Origin of the sequence: Paenibacillus sp. B01, assembly GCF_009649995.1 — a bacterium.
GTDB classification, from domain to species: Bacteria; Bacillota; Bacilli; order Paenibacillales; family Paenibacillaceae; genus Paenibacillus_O; species Paenibacillus_O pasadenensis.
Genome location: NZ_CP045802.1, coordinates 4,115,806 through 4,135,156, shown reverse-complemented (window position 1 = coordinate 4,135,156; position 19,351 = coordinate 4,115,806). Strand labels below are relative to the sequence as shown.

Annotated in this window: 14 protein-coding genes; 12 read left to right on the top strand and 2 right to left on the bottom strand. The window is 63.2% G+C overall.

The window, feature by feature from the left end; translation table 11 throughout:
* Positions 1-77 precede the first annotated feature (77 nt).
* Positions 78-863 (top strand): DUF421 domain-containing protein, encoded by a 786-nt coding sequence (locus tag GE073_RS17730; protein WP_028597527.1) that lies wholly within the window; start codon positions 78-80, stop codon positions 861-863.
* Between the two features lie 47 nt (positions 864-910).
* On the opposite strand, the gene spoVB is transcribed toward GE073_RS17730, so the two are convergent.
* On the bottom strand, positions 911-2,497 hold the full coding sequence (gene spoVB / locus GE073_RS17725) for a stage V sporulation protein B (RefSeq protein ID WP_153783991.1): 1,587 nt from the start codon (positions 2,495-2,497) through the stop codon (positions 911-913).
* A 235-nt stretch (positions 2,498-2,732) separates the two neighbouring features.
* Here spoVB and GE073_RS17720 point away from each other — a divergent pair, with 235 nt between their 5' ends.
* The 6 genes from GE073_RS17720 to GE073_RS17695 all read left to right on the top strand — a co-directional run bounded on the left by GE073_RS17720 (position 2,733) and on the right by GE073_RS17695 (position 9,227).
* Complete coding sequence (locus tag GE073_RS17720; RefSeq protein ID WP_084136561.1) at positions 2,733-3,005, top strand: post-transcriptional regulator; 273 nt, start codon at positions 2,733-2,735, stop codon at positions 3,003-3,005.
* An 84-nt stretch (positions 3,006-3,089) separates the two neighbouring features.
* Positions 3,090-4,361 carry a protein translocase subunit SecD gene (secD, locus tag GE073_RS17715; protein ID WP_052332950.1) on the top strand — a complete coding sequence of 424 codons (1,272 nt, stop codon included), beginning with the start codon at positions 3,090-3,092 and terminating at the stop codon, positions 4,359-4,361.
* The gene (secF, locus tag GE073_RS17710; protein WP_052332951.1) at positions 4,351-5,295 is read left to right on the top strand and encodes a protein translocase subunit SecF; all 945 of its coding nucleotides are present in this window, start codon (positions 4,351-4,353) and stop codon (positions 5,293-5,295) included. Before secD ends, secF begins: the two co-directional genes overlap by 11 nt.
* Positions 5,296-5,311: 16 nt before the next feature.
* Positions 5,312-6,208: a cation efflux transmembrane domain-containing protein gene (locus GE073_RS17705; protein WP_153783990.1), complete on the top strand. Its 897-nt coding sequence runs from the start codon at positions 5,312-5,314 to the stop codon at positions 6,206-6,208.
* A gap of 62 nt (positions 6,209-6,270) precedes the next feature.
* Positions 6,271-8,694 carry a single-stranded-DNA-specific exonuclease RecJ gene (gene recJ / locus GE073_RS17700; protein ID WP_153783989.1) on the top strand — a complete coding sequence of 808 codons (2,424 nt, stop codon included), beginning with the start codon at positions 6,271-6,273 and terminating at the stop codon, positions 8,692-8,694.
* Between the two features lie 20 nt (positions 8,695-8,714).
* On the top strand, positions 8,715-9,227 hold the full coding sequence (locus tag GE073_RS17695; protein ID WP_101807920.1) for an adenine phosphoribosyltransferase: 513 nt from the start codon (positions 8,715-8,717) through the stop codon (positions 9,225-9,227).
* Between the two features lie 932 nt (positions 9,228-10,159).
* Here GE073_RS17695 and GE073_RS17690 read toward each other — a convergent pair.
* Positions 10,160-11,419 (bottom strand): IS256 family transposase, encoded by a 1,260-nt coding sequence (locus GE073_RS17690; protein WP_153783988.1) that lies wholly within the window; start codon positions 11,417-11,419, stop codon positions 10,160-10,162.
* Between the two features lie 1,247 nt (positions 11,420-12,666).
* Here GE073_RS17690 and GE073_RS17685 point away from each other — a divergent pair.
* From GE073_RS17685 to aspS, 5 genes are all read left to right on the top strand, one after another.
* Positions 12,667-14,844: a RelA/SpoT family protein gene (locus GE073_RS17685; RefSeq protein ID WP_153783987.1), complete on the top strand. Its 2,178-nt coding sequence runs from the start codon at positions 12,667-12,669 to the stop codon at positions 14,842-14,844.
* 16 nt (positions 14,845-14,860) lie between these two features.
* Complete coding sequence (gene dtd, locus GE073_RS17680) at positions 14,861-15,304, top strand: D-aminoacyl-tRNA deacylase (RefSeq protein ID WP_028597534.1); 444 nt, start codon at positions 14,861-14,863, stop codon at positions 15,302-15,304.
* Between the two features lie 113 nt (positions 15,305-15,417).
* Positions 15,418-15,594, top strand: a complete 177-nt coding sequence (locus tag GE073_RS17675; protein WP_153783986.1) for a hypothetical protein — start codon at positions 15,418-15,420, stop codon at positions 15,592-15,594.
* Between the two features lie 541 nt (positions 15,595-16,135).
* Positions 16,136-17,386 (top strand): histidine--tRNA ligase, encoded by a 1,251-nt coding sequence (hisS, locus tag GE073_RS17670; protein ID WP_028597535.1) that lies wholly within the window; start codon positions 16,136-16,138, stop codon positions 17,384-17,386.
* Between the two features lie 39 nt (positions 17,387-17,425).
* On the top strand, positions 17,426-19,258 hold the full coding sequence (gene aspS / locus GE073_RS17665) for an aspartate--tRNA ligase (protein ID WP_043110899.1): 1,833 nt from the start codon (positions 17,426-17,428) through the stop codon (positions 19,256-19,258).
* Positions 19,259-19,351 lie beyond the last annotated feature (93 nt).

Genomic DNA, 19,351 nt, shown 5'->3' with positions numbered 1-19,351 from the left:
CAAGGGCCGCATGGCGGATCGGCGGGAAGGCGACAATAGCCCATGAGCAAGCGCCAGAGAGGGGAGGCGATCCGGTCATGGACCTTGGATCCTTGCTGCTTCGCACGGTTCTGATTTATTTCGTCGTGTTCCTGATCATGCGGCTGATGGGCAAGCGCGAGATCGGCAAGATGAGCGTCTTCGACCTCGTCATCTCGTTCATGATCGCGGAGATCGCGGTGCTCGTCATCGAGGATACGGAAAGGCCGCTGCTGGACGGCATCGTGCCGATGGTCATCCTGATGGCCGTGCAGGTCGGCATCGCCTATATCGGCATGAAGAACCGGCGCATCCGGCTGCTGTTCGACGGCAAGCCGAGCGTCATTATCGCCGACGGCAAGCTCGATCCGGAAGAAATGAAGAAGCAGCGCTACAATCTGGATGATCTGCTGCAGCAGCTGCGGGAAAATCAGATCGCTCGCGTAGCGGATGTCGAGTTTGCGATTTTGGAGACGAGCGGCAAGCTGTCGGTCATTCCCAAGGAGCAGGAGGAGAGCGGGGCGGGCGGCGGAAAAGGCGGGGAAGCGGACGAGCAAGGCGGCCAGGACAGCGCGGGCGGCTCCGGCGCGAGCCGCAAGGCAGACGGCGTGCAGCACAAGCCGGTTCAAATGAAGCTGCCGGCCAGCTACCGCTTTGAGACGCTTCCGATCCCGCTCATCATGGACGGCAAGGTGCTCGACCAGAGCTTGGAAAGGCTCGAGAAAAACCGCTTCTGGCTCAAGCAGCAGCTTCGCAAGTTCAATGTGTCGGATTACAAGCAGGTGTTTTTCTGCTCGGTCGACCACAAGGGAGAGCTGTTTGTCGATGTGAGGAAAAAACAATGAGCAGCCGTTTTCCGCGGCTGCTTTTTTTGTCGTAGGGACCGCTTCGTTCAGAACCAGCGTCCGATGCCGGGGATGCGCCGGAGGTCATGCCGGTCGATAATGCCCATGACGGCCATGAGCGCGAGGTAGAGGAGCGCGCTGATCGTGCAGGCGGCGGCAAGGCCGAGCCATTCGAGCGACAGCGGATGATGGGACATGATCCAGCGGCAGGCCGCCCCCATGATGATCATGGCGGCGCCGACCTTGACGAAATCCGGCAGCTTCATGCGGAAGCCGGAAATCCGCAGCACGCTGATGCCGTGCAGCAGCGTGACGAGCACGATGTTGACCGAGATGGCGATGACGGCGCCGTAGATGCCCAGATCGGGACGCGAGGCCAGCTCGACGATCAGATACAGCTTCACGGCGGCTCCGATCGTCGTGTTGAGCAGCGCCGTGCCCGGCTTGTCGAGCGCCTGCAGCGCGGCTTGAAGCGGCCCTTGCAAATAGATGAAGATGCCGACGGGGGCGAGCAGCGTCAGCAGCGGCGCGATCTCGGCGTGGTCGTACAGAATGCGGCAAAGCGGCTCGGCGAGCAGCCCCATGATGACGACGAACGGAGCGCCGCTGACGAGCGCGAGCCGCAGCGACTGATGCAGCCGCTTGTGGATGGCGGCTCGGTCGCCGCGCGCCGCCGCCGCCGACAGCGACGGGACGAGCGAGACGGACAGTGAGTAGGTGAGGGCGGTCGGCAGCAGCAGCAGCGGGATGATCATGCCCTGCAGCGCGCCGTACTGGGCGGTCGCCGCTCCGGTAGCGATGCCGGCCGCGGCAAGGCTGCGGGCGGTCAGGATGGATTCGAGCAAATACGACAGCGATCCGACGAGCCGGCTTCCGGTGATCGGCACGGACAGCCGGAGCAGCTTGCGCAGCACGGGAGCCCGTCCGGCCGGCAGCGGCTCCAGCGGCAGCGCGGCCCCTTCCGCCGGCATGTCCAGCCCGTCCCGCTCGCGGGGATGCTCCAGACGGTCCTTGCGCGCATGATGCAGCATGACGAGCAGCGAGGCTACCTCGCCGAGCACGGTGCCCATCATCGCTCCGGCCGCCGCCCATTGCAAGCCCATCGGCAGCAGCAGCGCGGCGAGCGTCAGCTGGGCGGCGATCCGCAGCACCGTCTCCACGACCTGCGACTGAGCGGTCGGAATCATGTTCTGCTTGCCTTGGAAATAGCCCCGATAGACGGAGGAGACGCCGATCAGCAGCAGCATCGGCGCCATTACGAGAAACGCCTCGTACACCCGCGGATCGGTCAGCACCCGCGTCGTGATCCATTTGGCCGACAGCAGCATGACGCTCGTCATGATCAAGCCGAGGGCGACGGTCAGCCCCATCGCGGTGCGGAAGATCTGCCGCACCCTTGCCCCGCCTCCCTGGGACTCGGCTTCGGCGACCCATTTGGCGACCGCGACCGGGATGCCGCCGGTGATGAGCGTCAGAAGGACGCCGAGAAAAGGATAGCAGAGCTGGTACAAGCCGACGCCTTCGGCGCCGATGACCCGGGGCAGCGCGATCCGGGGCACGAAGCCGAGGATGCGGTTGACGACGCCTGCGGCGAGCAGGATCATCGCTCCCTTGATGAACGTTTGTTTCGTCATGGCAACCTCTCTTTTCCGCTAGACCGTAATTTGGCTCTGCCGGCGCCTTGAAGATGGCGGCGAGGCGCAGAGCGCGTCCGTAGAGGAGTCTATGCGGACAGGGGGCGGGGGCATGTCTGCCATTTTCAAAAGAAAACAGGCATACCGGCAGGAAAAGGCGCCTCGGTGTCGAAGGGGTACAACTGGAAACGATGACGGCTGGACGATAGGAGCAGCGAGGGAGGCGGCAGGCCGAATGACGGAAATTCATCCCTTCAGGGAGCAGGCGGGCGGGATGTCGGAGGACGAGATCGCGGCAGAGCTGTTCGTCCTGTGCGAGAGCAAGGCGGAGGAGTTCCGCTGGATCGGATACGAATCGGTGACCGGACCGGACATATGGGAGTGCGTGCACGCAAAATATGCCAAGAGCGGAGCGCCGCCGCTGTATCGGCTCGTGAACGACATCCTGTCGCTCAAGCCCCAGCAGCTGATGCATCATCTGACGATGAGCGCCTGGCAGAACCCCTGAGAGCAGGGGTTTTCTTTTTTGACTCCCATTTTAGCGCTCGGTATAATAGATACGATTGAGAACTTAAGGAGGAACATCAGGCATATGAAACGGATGCTGGCATTCCTGCTCATTGTCGTCGTAAGCTTAGGCGTCATTGGTGCAACAAGCCCCGCCCTGCTTGACAAGACTAGACTCGGCCTCGACCTCAAGGGCGGATTCGAGATCCTGTACCAAGCCACGCCCTTGTACGAAGGCGGCACTGTAACGAAGGAATCGTTGAACGAGACGGCCAAAAGCCTTGAAAAACGGGTGAACCAGACCGGCGTCTCGGAGCCGGAGGTCACGACGGAAGGCGCGGACCGGATCCGCATCCGCATCGCCGGCATGGAAGAGAGCAAGGAAGCCGAGCTTCGCGAGACGCTCGTCAAGCCGGCGAACCTGACGTTCCGCAGCGCGCGCGGCTGCAAGGACGGAGAAGGCTACTGCAAGATCGAGCTGACCGGCCAGGACTTCAAGGAGAACGGGGCCGCCCTGCAGCAGAGCGCGCTCAACGAATACGGCATCTCCATCAAGCTCAAGGACGCCTCCAAGTTCGCCGAGGTCACCCGCGAGGTGGCCAAGCTTACCAATGGCAAAAACGTGCTTGCCATCTACCTTGACGAAGAGGAGATCTCCGCGCCGAGCGTACGGAGCGAGATCAACCAAAGCGAAGCCTCCATTACGGGCAGCTTCACGCGCGACGAGGCGATGGCTCTGCGCGACACGATCAACCTCGGCGCGCTTCCGCTGAAGCTCGAGGTCAAATACACCCAGTCCGTCGGCGCGACGCTGGGCCAGAAGTCGCTGGACGACACGATTTTCGCCGGCGTCATCGGCACGGTGTTCATCGTACTCTTCATGCTGATCTTCTACCGCGTTCCGGGCATCGCGGCCAGCGTATCGCTGATCATCTACACGTGGCTGCTGCTGGCGGCGCATATCGCGCTGGACGCGACGCTGACGCTGCCGGGCATCGCGGCGTTCATCCTCGGGGTCGGCATCGCCGTTGACGCCAACATCATCACCGCCGAGCGGATCAAGGAAGAGCTGCGATCCGGCAAGAGCCTGAACAGCGCCTTCCGCGCCGGCTCCAAGACGTCGCTGCGCACGATCATCGACTCCCATGTGACGACGATCATCGCTTCGCTCGTGCTGTTCTTCATCGGCGTCGGCTCCGTCAAGGGCTTCGCGATCACGCTGCTGCTCAGTGTGCTGATCAGCCTCATTTCCAACGTCGTCGTATCCCGCTACCTGCTCTGGCTCATGATCAAGAGCGGACGATTCGCCAAGCCGGGCTACTACGGGGTAAAGGAGAGTGAAATCCGTGCCCTCTAAGGACAAGGACCTGCGCAACTTCAAGGAGTCGAAAATCGACTTCGTCAAATACAGCAAATATTTCTATCTCTTCGCGATCGTCGTGACGCTTGGCGGCATCATCTCGCTCGCCTCGCTCGGCTTGAATTACGGCGTCGACTTCAGCTCGGGATCGAGCGTGGACGTGCAGTCGTCCAAGAGCCTCGAGAGCCAGCGCGCCGAGATCGAGACGTTCCTCACCGAGGGCGGATACGGCAAGCACAATGCGCCGACCTTCGGCCAGGACCGCATGACGATCCGCTTCGACGAAGTGCTGAGCCAGGATCAGGAGAACAAGCTCAAGACCGACCTCAAGGCCAAGTTCGACCCGGCCGCCTCGGTCGAGGTCAACACGGTCGACGTGGAGATCGCCCGCGAGATGCAGTGGAACGCGCTCAAGGCGATGATCGTCGCCAGCATCGGCATCGTCCTCTACATGGCGATCCGCTTCGAGTGGCGCTTCGGCCTCGCGGCCATCGTCTCGCTCGTGCATGACGCGTTCCTCGTCATCAGCATCTTCTCGGTGTTCCGGCTTGAGGTCAACCTGCCGTTCATCGTGGCGATCCTGACGATCATCGGCTACTCGATCAACGATACGATCGTCATCTTCGACCGGATCCGCGAGAATCTGCGCTTCGCCAAGATCAAGTCGCCGGACGATCTGCGCAAGCTCGTCAACGACAGCATCTGGCAGACGATGACACGCTCGATCAATACGGCGGTAACCGTCCTGTTCGCCGCCGCCGCCCTGTTCGTGCTGGGCAGCGAATCGATCCGCCTGTTCTCGCTGGCGATCTTGATCGGCCTGTTCTGCGGCGCTTATTCCTCCATCTTCATCGCGAGCCCGCTGTGGCTGCTCATGAAGTCCAAGTCCAAGCAGAAGCAGGCGCCTGCGGGCAACCCGGCCGCTTCGTAGTCAGGAGGCGCGTCCGATGGCCATCAAGCTACAGCCCGCCGCCGATTCCGGCAAAAGGGGAACCGCTGTCCATATCGGCCTGGCGCTTGCCAAAGGAACGTCGGGAGCGCTGCTCGGCAGCTCGGCCGTGCTCTCCGATGCGTTCCGCTCGGCGGCTGACGCCTGCGGCAGCTACTTGTCGAGCGGAGAAGGGGCCCGGCGCGGACGTTCGGCCCTTTCCCGCCGATGGCTGGGCGGAGCCGAGCATGCGCCGGCCTATCTGTTCTCGATCCTGCTCATGCTGATCGGCCTGGAGCTGGCGATGCTGGCCGTGCAGGATCTGCTTGATCCGCCCGACCTCTATCCGAGGTGGCCCGCGGCTTTTGTCGTACCGGCCTGCCTTGTGATCCGCCTGCTTCTGGTGCGCGGAGCGGCTCCGGCGACCGAATGGCTGTCCTCGATCGCGGCTACGGCCGGGGCGGGAGCGGCATGGGCAGGCGGAGAAAGCGGCATCGAATGGCTGCTGTACATGGATCCGATCGCTTCGGCGCTGATCGCGGCCGTTCTCGTCAGCAAGGGCTACGGCCTCATCATGCAGGCCGGGAGGCCGCGCATCGAGACGCGGCAGGCGGATGACGGCCTGGCGAGCGACCTGATGGAGCTGATCCAGCGCGTCGACGGCGTCGTCACGGTCGAGGCCGTGCAGCCTGTCCACAACGGGGGCAAGCTGGCGGCGGACATCGTCATCAGCGTCAACCCTCGCATCTCCGTGATGGAGGGCTCCGAGATCGCCGGCAGAGTGAGGACGCTCGTGCAGAAGCGCTTCCTGCAGATCGTGGAGATGCGCATCTGCGTGGAGCCCTACAACCCCGGCTATCCGTACAAATCGAACCATGATCCGAATCAGGAGCATATGCCGACCTTATTGCAATAAACAGGTGAGTCGACGCTGCCGCTAAGCGGCAGCGTTTGTTTGCTGGAAAGGCTGGTGACGGATTGATCCCGTCCAAAACCCGCTGGCGCATCCGCGAACTGGATGCGTCCGGCGAAGAAAAAGCCGCCAAGCTGGCGGCGCAGCTGCGGCTGTCGCCGCTGGCGGCGCGCCTGCTCGTCCTGCGGGGCCAGGAATCGCCCGAGCAGGCGGAGCGTTTTTTGCACGGCGGCGTGGAAGAGCTGCATGATCCTTATGAGCTGCTCGGCATGGAGGCGGCCGTGCGGCGGATCCGCCAGGCAGCCGACGGCGGCGAGCGGGTGCTCGTCTACGGAGACTACGACGCGGACGGCGTATCCTCGACGTCGCTCATGCTCTATCTGCTTCGCGAGCTGGGCATGCGCCATGATTATTATATTCCGCACCGGATGAAGGAAGGCTACGGGCTGAACGTGCCGGCCGTCGAGCGGGCCGCCGAGCAGGGCTTCTCCCTCATCATCACGGTCGACAACGGCATCAGCGCGGTGGAGCCGATCGCGCGAGCGAGAGAGCTCGGCCTGTCGGTCGTCGTGACGGATCATCACGAGCCGCCCGAGTCGCTTCCGGAGGCGGATGCGATCGTCAATCCGAAGCAGCCGGGCTGTCCGTATCCGTTCAAGGGACTTGCCGGCGCCGGCGTCGCCTTCAAGCTCGCTCAGGCGCTGCTCGGCCGGCCGCCGCTGGAGTGGAGCGACATCGCGGCGCTCGGCACGGTCGCGGACCTGATGCCGCTCGAGGACGAGAACCGTTTCCTCGTACGCTGCGGACTCGAGACGATGCGCCGCTCGCCGAAGCCGGGCTTCAAAGCGTTGGCCGAGGCTTGCGGAACCGCGCTCGAATCGGTGACGGCGTCCGATATCGGCTTCCAGATGGGACCGCGCATCAACGCGGCGGGCCGGCTGGAGCATGCCGATGCGGCGGTGCGGCTGCTCGTGTCGGAGGATTTGGCCGAGGCGGCTGGACTCGCCGGCGAGCTGGACGAGCTGAACGTCCGCCGCCGGGCGATCGTCGAGCAGATGACGCTCGAGGCGGAGGAAGCCTGGCAGGAGCGCTGCCGCCGCGCCGACGAAGCCGGCGAGCCTCATCCCGGCGTCATCGTGCTCGCGCGCGAGGGATGGAATCCGGGCGTCATCGGCATCGTCGCCTCGAAGCTGCTGGATCGGCATTTCCGTCCGGCGGTGCTGCTCGGCCATGATCTAGAGACGGGGCTTTGCAAAGGGTCGGCCCGATCGATTCCGGGCTTCGACCTATACGAGGCGCTGAGCGCCTCCAAGCACCTCATGGAGCATTATGGCGGCCATGCGGCAGCTGCAGGCATGACGCTGAAGCATGAGCATCTGGCCGAGCTCGAGCGCGGCCTTTGCCTGGAAGCGGCCCGTCAGCTGCAGCCGGAAGATTATGTGCCGGTGAGCGAGATCGATCTTGTCTGCCTGCCGGAAGAGGCGTCGCTGAAGACGATCGAGCAGCTGGCGCTGCTGGAGCCGTTCGGCAGCGGCAACCCGCTGCCGAAGGTGCTGCTGCAAGGAGCGAGGCTGGCCGAGCTGCGAACGATCGGCAAGGACCAGTCCCATCTCAAGCTGTCTCTCGGCAAGCCGGGAGCCTCCGCGCTGGACGCGATCGGCTTCGGCCTGGGCGGGCTGTCCGAGCAGCTGGCAGGCAGCTCGGCCGCCGACATCGTCGGAGAGCTGAGCGTCAACGAGTGGAACGGCCGGAAGCGTCCGCAGCTCATGATCCGCGACCTTGCCGTTCGGCAGCCGCGCGTATACGATCATCGGGGCACGCGCGATCCGCTGGCGCTCGTCGCTCGGCTAAGGGAGCGGCTGCTCCGAGAAGGCGCGACAGGAGCGGTCATCGCATCGCCTGCGAGACTGCAAGGGCCTTTGCGGCAAGAGACCGCCGCCGCCGCTTCCGGCGCGGCAGGCGGCTTCCGCTGCTGCGACCCCGCCGAGCTGCCGGCAGGCGGCTTCGGCTGCCGCGAGCTGGCGCTGCTGGAGCCTCCGTCCTCGTGGGCCGAGCTGGAGGCTGGCCTGCGCCTCACGCCAGGACTCGCGGCTGTCCATCTGCTTTATCCGAAGCAGCAGCCGGCCGGCGCCGATTGGACCGAGCGGGAGCGGATGGGCCAGCTTTACGCGCGCCTGCGTCGCCTGGCGCCGCTGCCTGGCGGTCGCGCCGAGGCGGCACGGCAGCTCGCGCAGCAGGCGGGCTGTCCTAGCGCCGCGGCCGCGCTCGCGCTGGCCGTATTCACGGAGCTGGGTTTCCTTCGGGAGGAGGGCGGCGCGCTTGCGCTGGAGCCAGCTCCCGGCCGGCGGGAGCTGACGGAGTCGGCCTCCTGGAGAGCGGCGCGGGAAGAAAGCCGGCTGGCCGCTCTTCTTCAGGACAGTCCGGAGGCGATCAGCGCCTGGCTGTCGCAGCTCCGACCGGAGCTTCAAGCCGAATCCATTTTGAATTGAACAAAAGGAGATCAACGACCATGAATTATAAAGACTATATCCGCGTCATCGAGGACTTCCCGCAACCGGGCATCCGCTTCAAGGACATCACGACTCTGCTCGGCGACGGAAAAGCGTACCGCGCGGCCATCGAGGACATGAAAGCCGCGCTCAAGGACAAGCAGATCGACCTGATCGCCGGACCGGAGGCGCGCGGCTTCGTCATCGGCGCTCCGCTGGCGCTGGCGCTCGGCGTCGGCTTCGTGCCGATCCGCAAGAGCGGCAAGCTGCCAGGCGAGACCGTCGAGGCTTCCTATGACCTGGAATACGGCAAGGACAAGCTGGCCATCCACAAGGATGCGATCGCGCCGGGACAGCGCGTGCTGATCGCCGACGACCTGCTGGCGACCGGCGGCACGATCGCGACGACGATGGACCTGATCCGCCAGGTCGGCGGCGAGGTCGTCGGAGCCTCGTTCCTGATCGAGCTCTCCTACTTGAACGGACGCGAGAAGCTGGGCGGAACCGATGTTTTCTCGCTCATCCAATATTAATTATTTCTCAGGAAATAATGACGGCCGGCCGGGACGATTCCCGGCCTTTTTTGGTTTTCGGCGGACGAACAGGCCGCAGTGTGAGCCGAGCCTTTCTCCAGGTGAAGCCGGGGAAGCAAGTTTGGGGACGCGATCCGAGCCTTTCTCCGGGCGGTCTGGAGAAGCGAGAGAGGTGGGACGAACAGGCCACAGCGCGATCCGATCCTTTCCCAGGTGAAGCCGGGGAAGCAAGTTTGGGAAACGAACAAGCCGCAGCGCGATCCGAGCCTTTCTCCGGGCGGTCTGGAGAAGCGAGATAGGTGGACGAACAGGCCGCTGCGCAAGCGAGCCTTTCCCAGGCGGTCTGGAGAAGCGAGATAGGTGGGAGGAATAGGCCGCAGCGCGAGCCGAGCCTTTCTCCGATTCCACTGGAAGCCGGATGCCCTGATTTTCTGACCTCCTAGGCGGAGGCCATCCGTCTTCCAAGAGGACCGCTGCCGCTTCTCCGAAAGGCATCGGCCCCCTCCGCTCTCCTCGTCCCACAGCCAGCCTTCCCCCTTTTTTAGGGGGTGAACCGTCTCCCGCATACCTGGGAGACGGCAGCTCGCTCGGCACGCGGCAGCATGAACGGCAGCTGCGGAAAGAGCCAGCAAGCAGCCCCAGCTTGCTGGAAATGACCCAGACTGCAACGACTTCGGCGCATCGGAGTTGCGCGGAAAAACCGAGTAACTCGGGCAAGCGGAGGTCAAACCGGATGGAGTTGCGCGGAAAAACCGAGTAACTCGGACAAGCGGAGGCCGAACGGATGGAGTTGCGCGGAAAAACCGAGTAACTCGGGCAAGCGGAGGTCAAACCGGATGGAGTTGCGCGGAAAAACCGAGTAACTCGGGCAAGCGGAGGTCAAGTCCATAATTGTGTGTAAAAACACTTCTCGGTAGAAAATGGAATCGGGTTTAAAGGCTGTCCGTCGCTTCCGTCATGGTGGTGCTGGTTTCCTGCTCCTCCGAGCCGGCGCCCTGAGTGGCTTTCTGCTTCTTCCACGCCTTGAAGTCCGTCATGTCCATGTACGGCTTCTTCGTCATCCAGTACTCGTTCTCTTCCATGAGCATGGCTCCGATGAGGCGAAGGACGGAAGCGCGATTGGGAAAGATGCGGATGACCGTCTCGCGCCTGCGGATGTCCCCGTTCAGGCGTTCCATGCCGTTGGAGGTGCGCAGCCGCACGCGGTAGGCCTCCGGGAAGGCCAGCACCGCGACGGCGTCCTCGAACCCGTCCTCCAGTATTTTCATCGCTTTGGGTGCTGTCTCGGCATACGCCTCAAGCGTCTGTTCGAGATAGGAACGAGCCGTCTTCATGTCGGGCGCATCGAAGATCGATCGGACGCGACTCTTGATTTCGCTTTGGAGCGCTTTGGGCGCTGCGTTCAGCACGTTCTTGATGAAGTGCGTCTGGCACCGCTGCCACGAGACCCCTTGAAACTCCTTCTCGATGGCCTTGACCAGCCCGCCATGGTAGTCGCTCGTGACGAGCTCTACGCCGTGCAGGCCGCGCTCTTTCAGCCAGCGGAAGTAGGCGCCCCAGCTCTCCTCCGACTCGGTGTCGTCGACGCGCAGGCCCAGAATCTCACGCCGGCCTTGCTCGTTCACGCCGTAGCCCACCAGAACGCCTCGAGAACAGATACGGCCTTCTTCACGCACCTTCACGTAGATCGCATCGATGGTGATGAAGGGGAAGGCGTGGTCGGCCAGAGAGCGGTTGTTCCAGTCGTGGACAGCCGGGTCCAGCTGCTTGCACAGGTGGCTGACCGTTGACTTGGAGAACTCGGTTCCGCACAGCTCCTCGGTGATTTTAGTCACCTTGCGCGTCGACACGCCGTTGATGACCATTTCCATGAGCGAGAGAACCAGCGCTTGCTCGCTGCGCTGATACCGGGCGAAAAGCTCGGTAGAAAAGGAGCCGTCCCGAAACCGGGGGACGCGCAAGGTGACGCTGCCAGCGCGGGTAATGACGTCGCGCTCGTAGCTGCCGTTGCGGTAGCCCTTGCGCTCGCTGGTGCGCTCGTACGTCTGCGCCGCCAGCTGATCCGTCGCCTGGGCTGTCAGCACCTGATTCAGCACCGTCTCCAGCAAGCGGGCCACTCCCGCGTCCCGATCGGTTCCGATAAACAGCTGGTGCAAAATATCCTGATCTACGGTAATCTGGTATTGAGTCATGTGTAGGCACTCTCCTTGGAATGTTGGTCTCGACAACTTCCATTCTAACCGAGAGTCCTACCATGGCTTTTCTTTTTATGGTCAGGAGCATTTTACACAATTATATGGACTTAACTCAAGCGGAGGCCGAACGGATGGAGTTGCGCGGAAAAACCGAGTAGCTCGGGCAATTGGAGGTCAAACCGGATGGAGTTGCGCGGAAAAACCGAGTAACTCGGGCAAGCGGAGGCCGAACCGGTCGGAGTTGTGAGGTCAAATCAGTAACTCCGGTAGGCAGGCGTGTCGGTTGGAGCCCAAAAGACGGACTTGTGAGCCGCTGTAACCCGAATTATTCGGGTTAGAGCCCCAAAGACGGGCTGGTTAATCGCTGTAACCCGATTTATTCGGGTTAGGGCCAAAAAAACGGGCTTGCGAGCCGCTGTAAGCCGATTTAATCGGGTTGGAGCTTGAAAAACGGGCTTGAGAGCCGCTGTAACCCGAATTATTCGGGTTAGAGCCCCAAAGACGGGCTGGTTAATCGCTGTAACCCGATTTATTCGGGTTAGGGCCAAAAAGACGGGCTTGCGAGCCGCTGTATCCCGATTTATTCGGGTTAGGGTCAAAAAGACGAGCTTGTGAGCCGCTGTAACCCGATTTTTCCGGGGGTTCAGCTCGTTATAGAAGCTTTCGAGGGTTCCGGAGATTGCGATCAAAGAAATCCTGTGTGCATGGAGATCGGAATGAGTCTCTAAGAAGCGGAGCGGGGGCGGGTTCGGCATTAGCGTCTAACCGATTGTACGGTGACGGGGCTAACGGTGCTGAGCGAAAGCACCGAGCCTATCGTCGAATCCAAAGAGCGAAGCGGACGGGGGCTCGTGGAGAAACGGCAGCTGTTCTCTTGGAGGGCGGATTCCTTCCTTTTTGGAAAATAAAATCAAAGGAATCTGGGCTCCAGGGAGATCGGAACGAGTCCCCGCTCCGCGAAGCGGGAGTCGGCTTCAGCGTCAATCGCCTGCGAAGCGGGAATCGGCTCAGCGTCAATCGCCTGCGAAGCGGCAGCCGGATTCAGCGTCAGTCGCGGCTGAAGCGCGAGCCGGTTTCAGCACATCTACCTACGTCGGCATCCTGTCTGGGATTGTCGAAAAGCGTCTGCCGGGCAGCGAGTTGACGGACGCCGCATGATGGGGGCATAATAAGAGTTAAACCAATTTTCATAGGTACGGGGACACGGCTGGAGTCGAATCCTGACACTCAGAAAGGGACGTTCCATGGGCATAGACCAACTACTCGCTAAGGCGTCAACTTATATGAAGGAACAGGATCTCGCCCGAATCAGGGAGGCCTATGTTTTTGCCGACCAGGCTCACTTCGGCCAAGTGCGCAAGTCCGGGGAGCCTTACATCCTCCATCCGGTAGCGGTGGCGGAGATTCTCGTGAACATGCAGATGGACGTGACGTCGATCATCGCGGCCCTGCTTCACGATGTCGTCGAGGACACGACGGTGGAGGTCGAGCAGGTGAGAGCGCGCTTCGGCGACACCTGCGCGATGCTTGTCGACGGCCTCACCAAGCTGGAGAAGATCAAGTTCCGCTCCAAGGAGGAGCATCAGAACGAGAACTACCGCAAGATGTTCGTCGCGATGGCGCAGGATATCCGGGTCATTCTGATCAAGCTGGCCGACCGGCTGCACAACATGCGGACGCTCAAGTTCCAGTCGGAGGAAGCGCAGCGGCGCATCGCCTACGAGACGCTGGAGATTTTCTGTCCGATCGCGCACCGGCTCGGCATCTCGGCGATCAAGTGGGAGATGGAGGATACCGCGCTCCGGTACCTCAACCCGCAGCAATACTACCGGATCGCCAACCTCATGAAGAAAAAGCGCGCAGAGCGCGAGGACTTCATCGGCCAAGTCATCTCGCGCATCAGCGAGAAGCTGGACGAGATGGGCATCGAGGGCGACATCTCCGGCCGCCCCAAGCATATTTACAGCATCTACCGCAAGATGACGATGCGCAACAAGCAGTTCAACGAGATCTACGACCTGATGGCGATCCGCATCATCGTCGACAACATCAAGGACTGCTACGCCACGCTCGGCATCATCCACACGCTGTGGAAGCCGATGCCGGGCCGCTTCAAGGACTATGTGGCGATGCCCAAGGCGAACATGTACCAGTCGCTCCATACGACCGTCGTCGGTCCGAACGGAGAGCCGACCGAGGTGCAGATCCGCACCTGGGAGATGCACCGGACGAGCGAGTACGGCGTCGCCGCGCACTGGGCCTACAAGGAAGGCACGGCGCCGGGCGGCAACATCGAGGACAAGATGAGCTGGTTCCGGGAAATTCTGGAGCTGCAGAACGAGGCGGAGGACGCGTCGGAATTCATGGAGTCGCTCAAGATGGACTTCTTCTCCGACCTCGTCTTCGTCTTCACGCCGAAGGGCGAGGTGATCGAGCTGCCGGCCGGCTCGGTGCCGCTCGACTTCGCCTACCGCATCCATACCGAGGTCGGCAACCGGACGATCGGAGCCAAGGTCAACGGCCGCATCGTGCCGCTCGACCATAAGCTCAAGACCGGCGACATCGTGGAGATCCTCACGTCCAAGCATTCCTACGGGCCGAGCCAGGACTGGATCAAGCTCACCAAGTCGTCTCACGCCCGGGCCAAGATCAAGCAGTGGTTCAAGAAGGAGCGCCGCGAGGAGAATGTCGTCAAAGGCCGCGAGGCGCTCGAGCGCGAGCTGCGCAAGCTTGGCCTGGAGCCGTCGGCGTGGATGACCGAGGACAAGCTCATGGAGGCCGCCTCCAAGTTCAGCTTCCACGATCCCGAGGACATGATGTCGGCGATCGGCTTCGGCGGCATCACGGCTGCGCAGATCTGCACCAAGATGACCGAAAAGATGCGGCGGGAAGCCGAGGCGGCGCAGCAGATCGAGCTGACGAGCGAGCCCGTCGAGATGAAGTCCCCGGGCACGCGCAAGAAGGCGGCTACGGGAGGCGTGACGGTCAAGGGCATCGACAACCTGCTCGTCCGTTTCGCCCGCTGCTGCAACCCGGTCCCGGGCGACGCCATCGTCGGCTATATCACGCGCGGGCGCGGCGTGAGCGTGCATCGCAGCGACTGTCCGAACATCCCGATCGAAGAAGGCGGAGAGGACGCCGAGCGCGTCATCGAGGTCGAGTGGGAGGAATCGGCGGAGTCGAACTACAGCGTCGACATCGAGATTACCGGGTACGACCATCGCGGGCTGCTCAACGAGGTGCTGCAGGCGGTCGCGGAGTCCAAGACGAACATCTCCGCCGTCACCGGCCGCACCGGCCGCAACAAGATGGTCATCATCCACATGACGATCCTCATCCGCAACATCGAGCATTTGCAATCGGTCGTGGAGAAGATCAAGCGCGTCAAGGACATCTACTCCGTCCAGCGCATCATGCAATAAGAGGAGGCGGCATGCCGTGAAAGTAGTCGTGCAGCGCTGCTCGTCGGCTCACGTAGCCGTCGACGGCGAGACGACGGGCCGCATCGGGCGGGGACTCCTGCTGCTCGTCGGCCTCACCCATGAGGACGGCGAGGCGGATTTGCGCTGGATGGCCGACAAGATCGCCGGGCTGCGCATCTTCGAGGACGAGTCCGGCAAAATGAACCTCAGCGTCAAGGAAGCGGGCGGCGACATCCTTTCGGTGTCGCAGTTCACGCTTTATGGCGACGCCCGCAAGGGCCGGCGGCCGAACTTCATGGCGGCGGCCCGCCCGGAGCAGGCGGAGCCGCTGTACGAGGCGTTCAACGAAGCGCTGCGCTCAGCCGGACTCAAGGTCGAGACCGGCCGCTTCGGAGCGATGATGGACGTGGCGCTCGTCAATGACGGGCCGGTCACGCTGGTGATCGACAGCAAGGAGTAAGTCGGATCGAACGGCCTCCCCGGCGACGATTAAGTCCGGGCGGGCGTGGCAACACTACTTATCGGAATGGTTCGCGGCAATCGTGGCTCAATTTTCGAAAGGAAGTGCATGTCATGCGAGTGGGACGCAAGCAGCTCGTGCTGGGCGCCGCGGGGCGCCGTCTGCTGCAGGCCGAACGGCGGGAGGCGCTGCTGCTGGAGGAGCTGGAGGAGGATCTCGAATTCGCGGAGGACTGGGCCTGCTCGGCACCGCTGCCGGAACGCAAGCAGCCCGAGCCTGACCGCCCTTGACCGTTTTGTCATCGAATTGTAATCCGACCGGAACGCTGCCTTAACATAAGAGGGCTATACTGAACCTCGACCCCCTTTTTAATAGGTTCACCTGTTGCCCGGAGCTGCCGCTCCGGGTCCTTTTTTTGCCGGCGGCGCCACGCTTCTTGACTTGATCCCTGCAGCGCGGTAGAATGGTGGAAATTCACTCATATGACTTCGATGATGGGAACGAGTAGTTCAGCGCACGTACGCAGAGAGGGACGCCGTTACGGCTGCAAGCGTCCTTATGGTGGCTGAAGGAAGGACATCCCGGAGAACGGTCGGCGAACGAGGAACGAAAGTAGCCGATCGCGTGTGGCGGGCGTTAACCGCATCGGAGCGGACGCGCGGGCTGGCCATGGCCTTCGCATTCGGAATCAGGGTGGCACCACGGGAGATACAGCTCTCGTCCCTGGCGACATGTCGTCGCCGGCGGACGGGAGCTTTTTGCTGTTCCGCAGCGCGGGGACGCAAACGACGCAAGACGCAAGCGATGCAAGAGAGACAGGAGGGGCGCTACATGAAATTTCAAAAAATGCCGGGCACGCAGGACCTGCTTCCCGGAGCGGTCGAGCGCTGGCAGCTCGTCGAGGCCAAGGCGCGGGAAATTTGCCGACGCTTCAACTTCCGGGAAATCCGCACGCCGATCTTCGAATCGACGGATCTGTTCCGCCGCGGCGTCGGCGAGACGACCGACATCGTCGAAAAGGAGATGTACACGTTCGAGGACCGCGGCGGACGCAGCCTGACGCTCCGTCCGGAGGGCACGGCGGGCGTCGTGCGCGCCTACGCCGAGAACAAGCTGTACGGCGAGCCCGATTTGACTAAGCTGTATTATATCGGTCCGATGTTCCGCTACGAGCGCCAGCAGGCGGGCCGCTACCGCCAGTTCCACCAGTTCGGCGTGGAGGCGCTCGGCTCGGCGGAGCCTGCGCTCGACGCCGAGGTGATCGCGCTCGGCTACACCTTCTACACCGAGGTCGGACTGCGCGGCGTGCGCGTCGAGATCAACTCCGTCGGCACGCCGGAGGTGCGGGCGGACTTCCGCGCCAAGCTGCTCGGCTTCCTCGAGCCGAAGCGGCAGCTGCTCTGCAAGGACTGCCAGTCGCGCATGGACCGCAACCCGCTGCGCGTACTCGACTGCAAGGTCGATCAGGCGCATTTCGAAGGCGCGCCGTCGATTCTCGACAGCCTCGACGAAGCATGCGCGGACCACTTCGCCAAGGTGAAAGCGGGCCTCGACGACATGGGCATCCCGTACGAAATCAATCCGCGCCTCGTGCGCGGCCTCGACTACTACACCCACACCGCCTTCGAGTTCAAGGCGGAGGGCATCGGCGCGATCGACACGATCGGCGGCGGCGGCCGCTACAACGGCCTCGTCGGCGAGATCGGCGGACCGGATCAGCCTGGCGTCGGCCTCGGCCTCGGCCTCGAGCGCACGGTGCTCATCCTCGAGCATCAGCAGGGCGAGGCTTCGACGGCGCAGCCGCTGGATGTCTACCTGGTCGCTCTCGGCGAGGCGGCCGAGCGCGAAGTGTCCCGGCAGCTGCACGCGCTCCGCGCGGCAGGACTGTCGGCGGATCGCGACTACCAGGGACGCAAGATGAAAGCCCAGATGAAATCGGCCGACCGCTACGCCGCCCGGTTCACGGCGATCCTCGGCGACGACGAGCTGGCGCAAGGCCAAATCGCGCTCAAGCGAATGGATACGGGCGAGCAGCGGATGGTGCCGCTCGGCGAGCTGGCCGCGGCAATCCAGGGCGAATAGCGCAATCATGCAGAAATTACCGACAAGGAGTGGGGATTAATGAGCAGCATCATTCATTGCGGACGCCTGAGCAAGGCGGACGTAGGCAAGACCGTTGAACTGAAAGGATGGGTGCAGCGCCGCCGCGACCTCGGAGGCGTCCTGTTCATCGACCTGCGCGACCGCACGGGCATCGTGCAGATCGTTTTCAACCCGGACTTCTCCGGCGATGCGCTGGCAGTCGCCGACCGCGCGCGCAGCGAGTACGTGCTTGCCGTCAAGGGCAAGGTCGTCGAGCGGGACGAGGAAACGCGCAACCCGAACCTGGAAACGGGCGAAATTGAAGTGCGCGTCACCGAGATCGAGGTGCTGAACGCGGCCAAGACGCCGCCGTTCCCGATCGAGGACGGCATCGAGGTCGACGAGACGCTGCGCTTGAAGTACCGCTATCTGGACCTGCGCCGTCCGGAAATGCAGCGCACGCTGCTGCTCCGCTCCAAGGCGGCCAAAATCTTCCGCGACTTCCTCGACGGCGAGCAGTTCGTCGAGGTGGAGACGCCGATCCTGACCAAGAGCTCGCCGGAAGGCGCACGCGATTACCTCGTGCCGAGTCGCGTGCATGCGGAGGAATTCTTCGCGCTGCCGCAGTCGCCGCAGCTGTACAAGCAGCTGCTCATGGTCGGCGGCATCGAGCGCTATTACCAGATCGCTCGCTGCTTCCGCGACGAGGACCTGCGCGCCGACCGCCAGCCGGAGTTCACCCAGGTCGACATCGAGACGTCCTTCCTGAGTCAGGACGAGCTGCTCGCCATGATGGAGAGCCTCGCCCAGCGCCTGTTCAAGGAGACGATCGGCGTCGACATCCCGGCTCCGTTCCAGCGCATCACCTACGCCGACGCCATCGACAAGTACGGCTCGGACAAGCCGGACCTGCGCTTCGGCCTGGAGATCGAGGACATCACGGACATCGTCTCGACGAGCGACGTCAAGGTATTCGCCAGCGTCGCGGCGGGCGGCGGCGTCGTGCGCGCGCTCAACGCCAAGGGCTGCGCGGGCTGGAGCCGCAAGGAGCTCGACGACCTGCAGCCGTTCGCGGCCCGCTACGGCGGCAAAGGCCTGGCCTGGATCACCGTCAAGGACGGCGAATGGCGCGGACCGATCGTCAAGTTCCTAAAGGCCGAAGAAATCCAGGCGCTCACCGAGCGGCTCGGGGTGGAAGAGGGAGACCTGCTCACGTTCTCCGCGGACAAGAAGAAGGTCGTCGCCGACGTGCTCGGCAACCTGCGCCTGAAGGTCGGACGCCAGCTCGGCCTGATCGACGACTCGGCGTACAAGTTCGCCTGGGTCGTGGACTTCCCGCTGCTCGGCTGGGACGAGGAAGCGAAGCGCTACGTGGCGGAGCATCATCCGTTCACCCGTCCGAAGGACGAGGACCTGCATCTGTTCGAGACCGATCCGGGCGCGATCCGCGCGCAAGCGTATGATCTCGTGCTGAACGGCTACGAGGTCGGCGGCGGCTCGATGCGGATCTACAAGCGCGAGGTGCAGGAGCAGATGTTCCAGGCGCTCGGCTTCTCGATGGAAGAAGCGCATGACAAGTTCGGCTTCCTGCTGGACGCGTTCGAGTACGGCACGCCTCCGCACGGCGGCATCGCGTTCGGCTTCGACCGCCTCGTCATGCTGCTGACGAACCGCAGCAACCTGCGCGAGACGATCGCCTTCCCGAAAACGGCCAGCGCGACCGACCTGCTCATGGACGCTCCGGCGCAGGTCGACCTTGCCCAGTTGCAGCAGCTGCACATCCGCACCGTGCCGAAGCCGGGCTCCAAGCCGGCCGCGCCGCAAGGCGGCCAGCCGGCCGAAGCGGCAGCAGGGGCCCCGGCCCAAGGCTAGCCGCCAGCCGCGGACAAGACGCAACTCGCCCGAAGCGGCGGCAAGCCCGCTGCTTCGGACCATAGCACGGCCGCCAAAGCCGCACCGGCTCCG